The sequence below is a fragment of the Marinomonas sp. 5E14-1 genome, from assembly GCF_039939215.1.
Lineage (GTDB): Bacteria > Pseudomonadota > Gammaproteobacteria > Pseudomonadales > Marinomonadaceae > Marinomonas.
Genome location: NZ_JBDXMW010000008.1, coordinates 1 through 13,714, shown reverse-complemented (window position 1 = coordinate 13,714; position 13,714 = coordinate 1). Strand labels below are relative to the sequence as shown.

10 protein-coding genes, 2 tRNA genes and 1 pseudogene are annotated in these 13,714 nt (G+C 41.6%); 8 read left to right on the top strand and 5 right to left on the bottom strand.

Annotation, left to right across the window (positions count from 1 at the left end):
• Nucleotides 1-67 precede the first annotated feature (67 nt).
• Nucleotides 68-388 (top strand): annotated as a pseudogene (locus ABFY09_RS08755) (IS30 family transposase); the annotation flags it as partial.
• A gap of 175 nt (nt 389-563) precedes the next feature.
• On the top strand, nt 564-2,132 hold the full coding sequence (locus ABFY09_RS08750) for an EAL domain-containing protein (RefSeq protein WP_347983929.1): 1,569 nt from the start codon (nt 564-566) through the stop codon (nt 2,130-2,132).
• A gap of 71 nt (nt 2,133-2,203) precedes the next feature.
• Here ABFY09_RS08750 and ABFY09_RS08745 read toward each other — a convergent pair whose 3' ends face one another.
• Together ABFY09_RS08745 and ABFY09_RS08740 are read right to left on the bottom strand one after the other, a co-directional pair.
• Nucleotides 2,204-3,688 (bottom strand): mannitol dehydrogenase family protein, encoded by a 1,485-nt coding sequence (locus tag ABFY09_RS08745; RefSeq protein ID WP_347983928.1) that lies wholly within the window; start codon nt 3,686-3,688, stop codon nt 2,204-2,206.
• Nucleotides 3,689-3,708: 20 nt separating this feature from the next.
• The gene (locus tag ABFY09_RS08740; protein ID WP_347983927.1) at nt 3,709-5,412 is read right to left on the bottom strand and encodes a hypothetical protein; all 1,704 of its coding nucleotides are present in this window, start codon (nt 5,410-5,412) and stop codon (nt 3,709-3,711) included.
• 525 nt (nt 5,413-5,937) lie between these two features.
• Here ABFY09_RS08740 and ABFY09_RS08735 point away from each other — a divergent pair.
• From ABFY09_RS08735 to ppnN, 3 genes are all read left to right on the top strand, one after another.
• Nucleotides 5,938-6,585 (top strand): glutathione S-transferase, encoded by a 648-nt coding sequence (locus ABFY09_RS08735; RefSeq protein WP_347983926.1) that lies wholly within the window; start codon nt 5,938-5,940, stop codon nt 6,583-6,585.
• Nucleotides 6,586-6,601: 16 nt separating this feature from the next.
• Nucleotides 6,602-7,729, top strand: coding sequence for a cell division protein ZapE (gene zapE / locus ABFY09_RS08730; RefSeq protein WP_347983925.1), 1,128 nt, complete (start codon nt 6,602-6,604; stop codon nt 7,727-7,729).
• Between the two features lie 158 nt (nt 7,730-7,887).
• Complete coding sequence (gene ppnN / locus ABFY09_RS08725; RefSeq protein WP_347983924.1) at nt 7,888-9,261, top strand: nucleotide 5'-monophosphate nucleosidase PpnN; 1,374 nt, start codon at nt 7,888-7,890, stop codon at nt 9,259-9,261.
• 55 nt (nt 9,262-9,316) lie between these two features.
• On the opposite strand, the gene glsB is transcribed toward ppnN, so the two are convergent.
• The 3 genes from glsB to tdh all read right to left on the bottom strand — a co-directional run bounded on the left by glsB (nt 9,317) and on the right by tdh (nt 12,175).
• Entirely contained in the window at nt 9,317-10,228 is a 912-nt protein-coding gene (gene glsB / locus ABFY09_RS08720; RefSeq protein WP_347983923.1) for a glutaminase B, read from the bottom strand.
• 44 nt (nt 10,229-10,272) lie between these two features.
• Nucleotides 10,273-11,076 (bottom strand): NAD(+) diphosphatase, encoded by an 804-nt coding sequence (gene nudC / locus ABFY09_RS08715; RefSeq protein WP_347983922.1) that lies wholly within the window; start codon nt 11,074-11,076, stop codon nt 10,273-10,275.
• Nucleotides 11,077-11,149: 73 nt separating this feature from the next.
• On the bottom strand, nt 11,150-12,175 hold the full coding sequence (gene tdh, locus ABFY09_RS08710) for an L-threonine 3-dehydrogenase (protein WP_347984108.1): 1,026 nt from the start codon (nt 12,173-12,175) through the stop codon (nt 11,150-11,152).
• 190 nt (nt 12,176-12,365) lie between these two features.
• Between tdh and ABFY09_RS08705 the strand changes: the two genes are divergently transcribed.
• The 3 genes from ABFY09_RS08705 (at nt 12,366) to ABFY09_RS08695 (ending at nt 13,701) form a co-directional block, all read left to right on the top strand.
• Entirely contained in the window at nt 12,366-13,430 is a 1,065-nt protein-coding gene (locus tag ABFY09_RS08705) for a polysaccharide deacetylase family protein (RefSeq protein WP_347983921.1), read from the top strand.
• Between the two features lie 62 nt (nt 13,431-13,492).
• A tRNA-Ser gene (locus ABFY09_RS08700) sits at nt 13,493-13,583 on the top strand.
• A 42-nt stretch (nt 13,584-13,625) separates the two neighbouring features.
• Nucleotides 13,626-13,701: transfer RNA gene (locus tag ABFY09_RS08695), tRNA-Asn, on the top strand.
• The last annotated feature ends 13 nt before the right edge of the window (nt 13,702-13,714 follow it).

Here is a 13,714-nt window from a genome sequence, read left to right as displayed (position 1 = left end):
TAGTTATTAAATAATACCTCTTCAAGGGGAATGTGTTTTATCGAATGTTATGAGGTTAATAAGGTCATCTATTGATGAGCGTCTAGCCATTGTAGAGACAAAAAAACGTTTTGGTGATTGGGAGATAGACACGATTTTAGTCAAATATGGGACGAACTCCATTGTGGCTTTATTGGAAAGGAAGTGCGTTCGAAGTCGGCTAAAGATATGACTCAAACTAACATAAAACTCTTGATGTCGTTTAAAGATCACCTACATACAATCATAACGGACAATGGCCGAGAGTTGACCTATTACCCTGAGATAGCTAAGGCATTAGAGACGAATAAACAATCGTCCGAGGAAGTGTTTAGGGTTCAAGCAACCAGCCATTTTTGTTTATTCATAGTCCTAATTGATCTTTCACTATTTCTCCTAACGACGGCAAGGTGTCGTATAATGAAGAAAAGGCATTGTGTAAAAGTGGAAGAAAATTCATAAGAAGTTATTGTTTACCATTTTCAAATTGTCATTTATTAAGTGTTATCCGAGAACAGAATCTTCGATTATAGGTTTTAAATGCTATGGTGTGGTTTTATATTACGTTGATTTTACTGGGTATTATGGCTTTGATATTAAGCCTCAAGCCGACCTATGAGATTTGTTCTAGGGGTAAAGACTTTGGCTGGAATATTCTACTTTTTTTAATTGTTCTTTTTGTTGCAGGTTATATTGGAGTGCTTTATTTGCAGTTCAAACTGCTTGCTTCTGATCTGATTCACTCGATAATCTCTTGTATTTTATTTGGTGGCGGCATGTTTGTTTTTATGGTGAGTAAATTGAGTCATAGAAGCATTATTAAATTGGAAGAAATTGCTGAGATAGAACACCATAATGCCTTGCATGACAGTTTGACCAATTTACCCAATAGAAAGCATATTTTACAGCGTATGACGGAGTATGCAGAAAGCCAAACGCCATTTAGTTTATTGTCGATTGATTTAAACAACTTTAAGCAGGTGAATGACGCTTTAGGGCATCATTATGGTGATGAGTTATTAATTGCTGTGTCTGCTCGCTTTAGAGAGCTTTTACCTCCTGATACCTTTGTTTCCCGTATGGGCGGTGATGAGTTCGCTTTAATCGTGAATACCAATGAAGAGAAGAACTATCTTCATGTCGTGGACCTTATTCATGATTCCTTAAAACAACCCTTTCAAGTGATGGGTTATGATATCAATGTGTACCTGAGTATTGGTATTAGCCTATTCCCGCACCAAGCAACTGAATTAGATAAGCTGCAGAAGCAAGCAGATATTGCTATGTACGAATCTAAAAAGCATCATCAAAAGTATGTGCTTTATAAGGATGAGTTTGATGCTGGTGGAAGCGAAAAACTTATTATTTCTACGGGTATAAAAGCAGCACTAGAAGGAGACGAGTTTGAGCTGCATTATCAGCCTATTGTGAATCCAGATAACACTATTTATGGTGCAGAAGCGCTTATTCGCTGGCCTCAAGCTGATGGTAGTTATATCTCCCCAGATAAGTTTATTGGGATTGCCGAGCAGAGCGTTTTAATCGGTGAAATTACTGCTTGGGTGTTGAATAAATCGTTTTTAGATTTACAGGAAATGAAAAAAAGTGGCTTCACTGGCTGCTTGCATATCAACTTATCTGCTCAAGATTTACAAAGTGAAACTCTATATCTGTTGGCGGTTCAGCTTATTGAAAAAGATTCTTCTTGTACTGGTCACTTAATGTTTGAGATAACGGAAAGCGCTATGATGAAGGACTTATATGCAGGTAAGAAAATGATGCTTAAGCTAAGTGAAATAGGCTTCCGGTTCAGTGTTGATGATTTTGGTACAGGCTTTTCTTCTCTTTCTTTATTACGTGAGCTTCCCGTTAATCAAATAAAAATTGATCGTTCATTTATTGTTGATATGAGCGTTGGATCCGTCAATCACTCAATAGTGAAGTCCACATTGTTTTTAGCTAAAAGCTTAAACTGCAGTGTGGTTGCTGAAGGGGTAGAAAACCAAAGCATAGGGAAAGAGTTAAGCCATTTAGGGTGTGATTATATGCAAGGTTTCCACTACAGCCGAGCGATACCTTTGACAAAGTTTGTTGATAAATTCATTACCGATTAGTGGATTAAAAAGCCCGATAGACTCATTTCCAGGTGAGTTTATCGGGCTTTTTAATAGCTGTTGTTTTGAGATTATTTGATGATTTCTTGCATTAAGACTGCAATGTCTGGGTTGGCGTACAGGGCTTTCACTTGTTGAGTGTATTCTTCCGTGAAAGCGGTCTGTTCGATCAAGTCACCAAAGATGTCTTTCAGCGTTAAGAAAGACAATACGTCGCTTTCTGTACCAGACGCGGCTTGATGAAGCGATGCTTTCATCTCGTCTACGATGTCCAGCGCCTTACCGTTTTTGTCCGTGCCTTTATCAGAGTAATAACACCAAGCGGCAATGACGAGAGCAGCATGATGAATGCTGCCGCCGTTGGCGAGGTTTTCACTGATAGTAGAGATCAGGAACTTAGGCAGTTTTGCTGAGCTTTCTAAACAGATGCGAGACAGATTGTCTTTCACGTTTGGATTGCCAAAGCGTTCGATTAGCGTGTTTTTGTACACATCTAAGTTAATGCCTTCTACTGGATCTAGAACCGGTGAGGCTTCGATGTCCATGAAGCGACGTAGGTAAGTAGCAAACAAAGGATCTGCAATACAGCCGTCGATGGTGTCGTGTCCATGAATGGAACCCAATAAACCCAATACAGAATGACCAGCATTGAGTAGGCGGATTTTCATGGTTTCGTATGGCGTAACATCCGGTACGAATTGCGCGCCCACTTGTTCCCATTGTGGACGACCATTTGAAAATTCGTCTTCGATAACCCACTGGCAGAAAGGTTCACAAACCACTGGCCAAGCGTCTTCCACGCCAGAAGCGCGTAGCGTTTCCATGTCGGCTGGCGTAGTGACTGGCGTAATACGATCAACCATGGCATTTGGGAAACGCACTTCTTGCTCGATCCAATCAGCCAATTCAGCGTCTTGTTTGCGAGCAAACGCAAGCAGCATTTTTTGTGTCATGTTGCCGTTGTGCTGGATGTTGTCGCAAGATTGCACAGTGAATGCTGGCAAGCCTTGGTCACGACGTTTTTTCAACGCCGCCGTCAAATAGCCAAATACAGTGACAGGCGCATCTAAGTTCACTAAATCCTGCTGTACGTCTGGATTCGAGAAATCGAATTCATTGGTTGCCGCATTAAAGTTATAGCCACCTTCGGTAATGGTTAGAGAGACAATTTTCGTGTCTTCATGAGCCATTTTATCAATCACTGCGGTTGGGTTGTCCGTCGCCAACATAAAGTCGATGATGGAGCCAATGACGCGGTTTTCGATTGTGCCGTTAGGGTGCTTCACAACAAGAGTATAAAGATAATCTTGTTGTTTCAGAATATCGCCGATTTTTCGATCCGCTTCACGTAAGCCAATGCCACAGATGCCCCAGTCTTGGGTCATTGTTTCCGCTAAAAGCTTGTCTGTGTAATACGCTTCATGAGAGCGATGAAAACCGCCCACGCCAATGTGCACAATGCCTGCTTTTAGATTGCTTCGCTCGTAGCTTGGACGAGCGAAGGATTCTGGCAAGGACTGAAGGCTTTTCTGGTTTAGTTCAATAGAAGTTGTCATCAGTTTGTCCTAAAAATGGCTTATGCTTGTAACGCTTTTTTACGACGTAATACTGTGTAAGCCGCTACAAAGTAAACGACAGTACAAATAAAGCCATAGAAATAAAATGCGTCACGGTTTTCTAGGTAGCTCGTCATATCGGCGCTATCAAACATAGTGATACAAGCGAGAGCCAATGTGATCGCAAGGCTAATCCAAGAAATAAGAGATAAGGCTTTCGATAGGAAAGACGTATCTTCTACGATTGGCGTTTCTTTTTTTGCTTGCTGTTCTTGGAAAGCGTCAACCAGTTGGTCGTATTCTTCCATTTCTGCTTGCTCAGCTGGGTATGCTTTACCGGCACCGTAAGCTTTTGCTAATAGCGTGTAGACAACGATAGTTAATGCCCAAGTTGGCAAGAACAAGTAGTAGAAAGGCATGATGTTTACGAAGTTGAGACCAAAGCCGAAAACCAAACCAATTCCCCAAGAAGCAACGGCTGGCGTGCTGTGGGTCATTTTTTTGTAGCTTACCCAGTAACGGCTGAAGCCGATTTTAGGGAAGATAACGTGCTCAGCGAATACAATTGCGCCCACTGGAACCACCAACAAGCCTGCGTAGGTTAGAAGCGGTAGGATTTGACCGAATACAAATGGGAAACACGCCACAACAACGGTGACTAAACCAACAGTAAGGGTGGTTTGTTTTCTTGAGTAGTTGGTGAAGATCGCCTGCGCAGCAAGGCCGGCACGGTAAAGGTTCGCATTGGCGGTTGTCCAACCTGCGATGATAACAATCACAAAGCCTGATAGACCAAGTGCTTGTGTCGCTACATCACCTGGATCCAATGCACTGATGGATTTTTGAACCAAAACCGCTGTACCTGCACCCATGATGCCAGCAGAAACCCATGCGATAAAGTGACCGAAAAGCATACCAGAGCTGGTTGCTAATCCGTAAATTGGCTTTTTCGCATAACGTAGTAACGCCATGTCGATTAGACCAAAGTGCGTAATTGTGTTCGCTGCCCATGCAAAACCGATCACTTCAAGTAAGCCAATACCCGGTTCACCCTGTGCGTTCACACCTGTCCAAATGGACTGATCACCAATGGTAATAAAGTCACCAAAGCTGCTTAGGGAGGTTGTGCCTAATACGGAATCCGCTAAGGCTGGCATCATCACAAGCGCACCTGAACCGAACATAACGAACAACCAAGGTCCACAAATGCTAGAGAATTCAGAGACTGCTTTAAAACCGTACATGGCAACAAACACCACAACAATACCGACGGCTAATACTACCAAAACAAACAAGGCGTTTGTTGGGTACCAATCTAATTGAGCGGGAATGTTGAATGCGTATCGCACCGCGGTACTGGAGACCGTAATCATGGCGGCGGATATGACGGTGAATATGATGACATTGGCCCAGTTATAGAGCTTGGTCATGGATTTGCCCGCAATTTTTTCTAAGTAAGTGTAAAGGCTTAGACGTGTTTGCGTGGCGATAGGCGAGGTGATTAACGTCCAGCTTAAGATGGCTAGAATGTTACCAATTAAAAGACCTAACAAGATGTCCATGGTCTTTGCGCCTAATGCAACAAAGGTTGCACCAATTACAAATTCGGTTGCAGCAACGTGCTCACCAGCATACAGACCAAGAAAGTGTTTCACACCATGTCGTTTGTGTTTGGCGACGGGCATTTGCTCTTCGCTGACATTTTCTAATTGTTTGAAATTCATTTCGTTATCTCATTATGTTTTGCTAAGAGTCGACCATTAGCCGAGGACGATTTCTGGCAATATTTATAGATAGTCGTCTTTGGCTTGTGAATAGAGCGTTTTTGAGAAATGAAATGGTTATAGAGCAGGTTCTTTATGGTTTATATACCAGAAGTTTTAAACCCTGTTCATTATGAAATCAGTTCTCAACATTTAATGAAGAACGCATATACAACAAGTTACAAAGTGCCTATTTTCATATATCTTTATGATAGCTCAAGGATATTGATTTTATTTTTTTAATAGAAAGTAGCAGGTTTTCATAAAATCGCGGTGAACTATATCAGCCCTTTTTTTGAAGAGATACGGTGATTTGGAGTAAAGGTGATGTTAAAAGGTGTAAAAAATATGGAAGTGTTTTTGGGTTGTATTTGTTTGATAATGCATGGTATTAATTTGCGATTTTTATGTTTAATAAAGCGGATGTGTGTTGTTTGAAGTCAGGTACTTTTTAAGTACGATAATAGGAAGAGTAGGAGCAAGGTTGTGATAAAAGTGCATCATTTAGAGCGTTCTCGCTCACAACGTGTTTTATGGTTACTTGAAGAATTGGGTGTGGGATACACGATTGTTGAGTACAAAAGAGACCCTATTACGTTTTCTGGCCCTGAATCTTTAAAAGCGATTCATCCTTTAGGGAAATCCCCTGTTATTACAGATGGTGATATCACCATCGCAGAAACCGGTGCCATTATTGAGTACTTATTGGATCAATATGATACAGAAAATCGCTTGCGACCAACATCGGGTCAGGCGCTTCTGGATTATCGTTATTGGCTGCATTTTGCAGAAGGTTCGCTCATGCCTTTGTTGGTGATGAAGCTTGTGCTGATGAAAGTGCCTGAAAACCCAATGCCTTTTTTTATCAAACCCATTGCGAAAATGTTGATGGGAAAAATTCAAGAGAACTTTATTGCACCCCGTCTTGAACCTCAGCTTAGCTTTATTGAACATACCTTAAGTGACAGAACTTGGTTTGTTGGTGACACGCTTAGCGGTGCTGACATTCAAATGAGCTTTCCACTCATTGTCGCCGGTGGAAGAGTAGATCTAACCAATTACCCAAATATTGGGCGTTATCTAAAGCAAATTGAGCAACAATCGGCGTATCAAAAAATTGTCGATAGAGGCTAAAGAGAATTTACCTCAAATGACATCTCCTTTAAAAGTATATAAAACGCAATTAGAGCGGAATCACGCGATTTATGATGAGAGCCAGCAAGTGGCATTGGCGTCGTTGAGTCGTGTGTATTCGGCTTTGATGTCTTCCACCCCTGAATCAAATTCCACACCTATTAAAGGCGTGTATCTATGGGGGGATGTTGGCCGTGGCAAGACCTTTCTCATGGATCTTTTCTTTTCCTGTTTGCCTCCTTCTATTGGTTTGAGATTGCATTTCCATCATTTTATGGCACGTCTTCATCGGGAATTGAATGTGTCTTTTGGGCAGGCGAATCCACTAAAAAGTATTGCTAAGCGATTAGCGTCTGAATGCCGCGTGTTGTGCTTTGATGAGTTCTTTGTCTCCGATATTGGTGACGCCATGTTGTTAAACGGTTTGATGGAAGCTTTGTTTGAAGAAGGTGTTGTGTTGGTCGCAACGTCTAATATTGCGATTAAGAACCTTTTTCAAAATCAGTTAGAAAAACAGCGTTTTGAAGCGCCTATTGCCTTGTTACAGAATCATTTAGACAGCATTCACCTTAATGGCCAAGCTGATCATAGATTACGTCATAAAGGTTCGACAGAGGTTTATTTCGAGCAAAATACGCGAGATATGACCACTTTGTTTGAAAGCATTGCTGTTGGTGATATTTCTTCATTGCCATTACAAATTTGTGGTCGAAAAATCAATGTGAGATCCGTCGCTGCGAATATTGCATGGTTTGATTTTTTCGCTTTATGCGATGGTCCACGTTCCGCACTGGATTACATTGAATTAGCAAAACGCTATGCAACTATTATGGTGACAGGCATTCCTGATTTGAGTAGTGAGCCATTTGAGCATATTAAAGCGCGAGGAACGGAAGATGGCGCAATAGGCTCAGGTCGAACAGGGGAGCGAGCGGTCTCTTTAGGAGTTAAGGACGACGCTGTGCGTCGCTTTATCAGTTTGGTTGACGAATGCTATGACCATCAAGTTGTGTTGTTATTAAGCGCTGCTGTGCCTTTAGATAGCCTTTATTTGAATGGTACTTTGTTATTTGAGTTTCGTCGGACTTTCAGTCGTTTAATTGAAATGAAATCGCTTTATTATCAACAATTACGTACTAAATAATTGATTTTGTTCTAAGTATTTTTTTGTAGCCTTTGAAAACTTGCACTTGCTAAATGCGGCATCAAGAACCAATATGATGACGTATAAAGAAAAAATAACCCTTAAAGAAATGATCGAAATTGAATAAAAGCAATAAAATGATATTAAGGAGAACGATCATGCAAAAAGAAGATCGTGTTGATGCGTTAGTGGCACCAAAAGGTGCGTTAGAAATGTTGTCACAGGATGAAATAGCCCGTTTGTCAGAGGAGTCTGGCTCTCTTTATGACTTATTCCATCGTTGTGCTTTGGCTATTTTAAATTGTGGTAGTGACTCTGATGACCCACAAGCTGTCATGGAAGAGTTTAAAGATTTTGATATTCAGGTTATACAGCAAGAACGTGGCGTTAAGCTGCAATTAAAAAACGCACCAAGCAGTGCTTTTGTCGATGGCAAAATGATTAGCAGCGTCCGTGAGATGTTGTTTAGTGTGTTGCGAGACATTATTTTTACGCAACATGAGTACAATCTCGAAAGTGGTTTAAAGAACGCCAGTTCTGACAAGTTAACCAACGTTGTTTTTGAATTGTTACGTAATGCGGATGTATTTCGTCGTATTCAAAATCCAGACATGGTTGTTTGCTGGGGTGGTCACTCGATTGCCCGTCATGAATACGATTACACGAAAAAAGTGGGTCATGAGTTGGGGTTGCGTGAATTAAATATTTGCACAGGTTGTGGCCCCGGTGCGATGAAAGGGCCAATGAAAGGCGCCGCCATTGCCCATGCTAAACAGCGTATTCAAAATGGTGTGTATTTGGGCTTAACAGAGCCCGGTATCATTGCTGCTGAATCTCCAAATCCTATAGTGAATCAACTGGTTATCATGCCAGATATTGAAAAGCGCCTTGAAGCTTTCGTACGTGCGGGTCATGGTATTGTTGTTTTCCCTGGTGGGGCAGGTACCGCAGAAGAGATTCTTTATATCTTGGGCATTTTGCTTCACCCTAAAAATGCCGATGTGCCTTTTCCGTTGGTTTTTTCTGGACCAAAAGAAAGTGCTGATTACTTTGAGCAAATCCACGCTTTTATTGGTGACGTTCTCGGTGCTGAAGCGCAGAATAAATACCGCATTATCATTGAAGATGAAGTGGAAGTGGCTCGCGTGATGAAACAAGGCATGGAAGAAGTGCGTAAGTACCGTAAAGCGCATCAGGATGCGTTTTATTACAACTGGAAGCTGCACATTTCCGAAGAATTTCAGCATCCTTTTGAGCCAACGCACGCGAAGGTTCGTGAGCTGAATTTGCATTTTAATCAAGAAACGCATTTGTTAGCGGCGGATTTACGCCGTGCTTTTTCTTCTATTGTCGCGGGCAATGTGAAGGCGCAAGGCGTGGCGTACATAAAAGAGTTTGGGCCATTTGAAATACATGGTGATAAGGTGCTATTAGATAAACTGGATGCACTTTTAGAAGCTTTTGTACGCCAGCAGCGTATGAAGCTCCCTGGCACGGCCTATGTACCGTGTTATAAAGTCATCACTGAATAGTGTGGATAAATAAAAAAGGCCTCATAATGAGGCCTTTTTTATTTATCGTGCTCTCTTAACCAAACACAGACCAGCCGATACTTTCTGATAGCGCTTCAAGGGCGGCGATACCGGCCAAGGAGTTTCCTGATTTGTTTAATTCTGGTGACCAAACGCAGACTGAGAAGCGATTTGGCACTATGGCAATAATACCACCGCCCACGCCGCTTTTTCCTGGTAAGCCAACATGATAAGCAAAGCTTCCTGCTTCGTCGTATAAGCCGCTGGTGGCAAGTAAGCTATTAACGTGGGCCGTTTCTTTGGGTGTTAACACTTGTTCATTGTTGTGTTTTGAATAGCCTTTGTTTGCCAAGAAGCTGAAAGCTTTGGCGAGATCGATGCAGTTCATACTCACCGCACAGCTATCAAAGTAATTGTGTAATACCGCTTCTACGTCATTATCGAAATTACCAAACGCTTTCATTAAATACGCCATCGAGGCATTGCGTGCTCGAAACTCGTATTCAGAGGCGGCAACGACTTTGTCAGTACGTATATTAGGGTTATCCGCTAGGCGTCGAATAAACTCTCTCATGGCGTAGTGAGGTGAGGCAAAACGAGATTGGTTCATGTCGCTGATGACCAAAGCGCCAGCGTTGATGAATGGGTTTCTTGGAACGCCTGCTTCGTATTCCAGTTGCGCCAATGAATTAAATGGATTGCCAGAAGGCTCACGACCCACTCGTTGCCACATTTCTTCGCCATTATGCTTTATTGCCAGAGCTAAGCTGAAGACCTTGGAAATACTTTGAATGGAGAAGTTTGTGCTGGCTTGGCCGGCTTGAAAAACCTGTCCATCATTACTGTAAACCGCAATAGCGAATTGATTCGGGTTAACGTTTGCCAGAGCGGGAATGTAGTTAGCGACTTTACCTTGTCCTATTAGCGGTCGTACTTTTTGTTCTATTGATGCCAGTAACTCGTTCACATAGTTCTCATTAAGGTAATATAAATTTAAAGGAAAATTGGAGGCTAACTTTGCTCTTTTATGTGTTTTATATGGTTCAGGATGAGTTGCCCCGAAATCGTCACGCTATTGGGAATATGAGGTAGGTTATCAATAGGATACCAATCGGCCTCATCTATTTCGCCAGGAGCAGGAGTAATTTCACCGCTTGCGTAATCGGCAAAAAAACCAACCATAAGTTGATGTGGAAAAGACCAAGGCTGGCTACCCGCATAACGTATATTTTTGACTTCAATTCCAATCTCTTCTCGTATTTCACGAGCAACAGCTTGTTCCAACGTCTCGCCAGCTTCAACAAAGCCTGCAATGTTACTGAACTTTCCTTTTGGTGCGTGCAAACCACGGGCAAGTAATACTTGATTATCTTTTCGAATCGAAATAATTACGCAAGGAGATATACGTGGGTAGTGACGAAGGTTACATGATGGGCATATCTTAGTGTGTTCTTTTGCATGCTTTTCTTCCATAGCGGTGCCGCATCGGCCACAGAATTGGTGATCTCTATCCCAAGTTGATAATTGGTGTGCTCTGCTGAGTAGGATGTAACTGTCTTGGTCTTGGAGGAAAAGTAGCTCCCTCAGATCCATTTCTTTAAAGCCTTTTGGAACAGATTTAAAGCGGCAGACGAAGATATTTTGTCCATGCCATTGACCGCAATATACTGCGTTCATATTGGCGTTGGGCTGGAAGTGAGTAAAAGGAATTAGAAATTGATTATCTTGCTCAACCAGAACTTGGTTTCGATGCAATAAAATATAAAGGGCATCTTGATTAGGAAGAGGGTGAGTCTGAGTGCCAATTTCTAACATGTTGTTACTCTGTTTGCGTTCAAAAGAATTACGCTAACTCGATCGCTTACGAGACGCAATATCTTAGCGGTATTTAATTCCAGTCTAGAATGACTTTTCCTGATTGTCCTGAAATGATGGTATCGAAAGCTTCTTGAAAATCATCTATTTTAAAGTGGTGTGTAATGACTTGGCTAATATCTAACCCAGTTTGCAACATCGAAATCATTTTGTACCAGGTCTCGTACATTTCTCGCCCATAGATTCCTTTGATAGTAAGGCCTTTGAAAATAACCTGATTCCAATCAATCGTGGTGTTTGTTTCAAGAATTCCCAGTAAGGCGATTTTACCTCCATGATTTATACCTTCCAGCATTGAGTGGAAAGCATTGCTGCTCCCTGACATTTCTAGTCCTACATCAAATCCTTCATTTATGTCTAATTCATTCATGACGCTATTTAAAGGTTCTTTTGTCACGTTTACTGCTCTGGTGACTCCCATTTTCTTTGCAAGTTCTAAGCGGAAGTCATTGATATCTGTAATTACTACATGGCGGGCTCCAACATGCTTTGCTATAGCTGCAGCCATAATGCCTATCGAGCCTGCTCCTGTAATTAAAATATCTTTTCCGATTAAATCAAAAGATAATGCAGCATGTGCGGCATTACCTAGAGGATCTAGAATAGCGGCTATGTCATCACTAATATTGCTGGGGATTTTAATCGTATTGTTAGCCGGAATGACAAGATATTCTGCAAAAGCGCCATTTCGATTAACGCCAACTCCTATTGTTTTTCTGCATAAATGTTGGTGGCCAGTACGGCAGTTTCTACATTGATTACATGTGATGTGCCCTTCTCCAGAAACTCGATCTCCAATCTTTAGTTCAGTAACGTCGGAGCCTACTTGAACGATTTCTCCAATAAATTCATGTCCAATAATCATGGGGGTAGGGATTGTATTTTGAGCCCAGTCATTCCATTGATAAATATGCATATCAGTACCACAAATTGCAGTTTTCCTTATTTTTATGATTACCTCATGACGACTGCATTTAGGGTGATCGGATTGAATCATCCATATGCCTCTTTCGGCATGAAGTTTTGTAAGTGTTTTCATCATTATTTTCCTTTAATCGTATTTGGTCTAAATGCAATTTAACGTCATAGTAGAATTTTCAAAGATTGAGAATATAGTGTTATAACAGGTAAAGAATGAGCTCGAAATTATGCTTTATGTTGCTTTTCTAGTCATTGGTTTGGTTGGCCTAGTAGAATGAACACAAATATTAAACAAATGAGGAAGAGGTATGTTATCTAAGGTTCGCTACGGAATTTTGATGGGGGCGTTGAGTGCTAGTCTTTTGGCGCAGGCTCAAGATTATCTGCCTATTCTCCAATATCACCATGTGAGTGCTACGACGCCTAGATCAACTTCTCTTACGGAAGCTGAATTTACCGAGCATATGAACTATTTAGAGAGCGCTGGATTTGAAGTGGTGGGGCTTCGTACTGCTTTAGACAAATTGAGGTTGGGGGAAGCTCTTCCTGATAAGGCGGTGGCAATTACTTTTGATGATTCCTATCGTGATATTTATAGCGGAGCCTTTCCTATTCTATCTGAACGTGATTACCCGTTTACAGTATTCATTAATAGCGAGCCTGTTGAAGAGCTGCGTGGCAATGCTTTGACATGGGAACAAATGAAAGAGATGGAGCAAGCTGGCGGCGTGTTCGCAAACCATACAATTAACCACCCTTATATGTTGCGTAAAGAAGAAGGGGAGTCTGATGAGGCTTGGTTGTCTCGAATGGAAAATGAAGTGGATTATGTAGAAAATTTATTGACTGCAGAGCTTGGTCATTCACCAAAGATGCTAGCATATCCTTATGGTGAGTCTAATATTACCCTTCGCAATATGTTGAAAGAGAGAGAGATTGTGGGATTTGGTCAACAGTCTGGTGTGGTAAGTGCGGATTCCGATTTTCAGAACCTTCCTCGTTTTCCTGCGTCAGGTGCTTATGCAAAGCTATCCACTCTAAAAACGAAGCTCAATTCAAAACCAATGCCACTTATCTCTGAGAAGACTGGCGGTGACTTCGCAACGGACAAGCCTGTTTCTATCAATTTAACCTTTAAGCAAGGTGAATATCGTTTAAAAGATTTGGCGTGTTATATCTCTGGCCAAGGTAAGGCTACGTTAGAGTGGGTATCTGATACAGAAGTGATTGCTACGGCAAGCAAGGCATTTAATACAGGTCGTGGTCGCATTAACTGCACTATGCCGGATAATTCTGGTCGCCAATATTACTGGTATTCCAATGTTTGGATACGTACTTCGGCTGAACAAGGCTATATAAGTGAAAAAAGTTAATTTTTTTACAAAAAAATGTTGCACTGAAATTTCAAATCAGTAATATACATCTCGCTCGCAACGGAGGGGTGGCAGAGCGGTTTAATGCACCAGTCTTGAAAACTGGCGTAGGTTAATAGCCTACCGAGAGTTCGAATCTCTCCTCCTCCGCCATCTTTCTTAAAGGAAGTGTGTTGCGAACAAGATAAAATTAATTCCTCGATAGCTCAGTTGGTAGAGCAAATGACTGTTAATCATTGGGTCACTGGTTCGAGTCCAGTTCGAGGAGCCATCGGAGTATAGCG

Excerpts from the sequence above, each read along its gene's own strand:
- ABFY09_RS08750 (WP_347983929.1), top strand. The coding sequence starts at position 564 with ATGGTGTGGTTTTATATTACGTTGATTTTACTGGGTATTATGGCTTTG.
- ABFY09_RS08745 (WP_347983928.1), bottom strand. The coding sequence starts at position 3,688 with ATGACAACTTCTATTGAACTAAACCAGAAAAGCCTTCAGTCCTTGCCA.
- ABFY09_RS08740 (WP_347983927.1), bottom strand. The coding sequence starts at position 5,412 with ATGAATTTCAAACAATTAGAAAATGTCAGCGAAGAGCAAATGCCCGTC.
- zapE (WP_347983925.1), top strand. The coding sequence starts at position 6,602 with ATGACATCTCCTTTAAAAGTATATAAAACGCAATTAGAGCGGAATCAC.
- ppnN (WP_347983924.1), top strand. The coding sequence starts at position 7,888 with ATGCAAAAAGAAGATCGTGTTGATGCGTTAGTGGCACCAAAAGGTGCG.
- nudC (WP_347983922.1), bottom strand. The coding sequence starts at position 11,076 with ATGTTAGAAATTGGCACTCAGACTCACCCTCTTCCTAATCAAGATGCC.
- tdh (WP_347984108.1), bottom strand. The coding sequence starts at position 12,175 with ATGAAAACACTTACAAAACTTCATGCCGAAAGAGGCATATGGATGATT.
- ABFY09_RS08705 (WP_347983921.1), top strand. The coding sequence starts at position 12,366 with ATGTTATCTAAGGTTCGCTACGGAATTTTGATGGGGGCGTTGAGTGCT.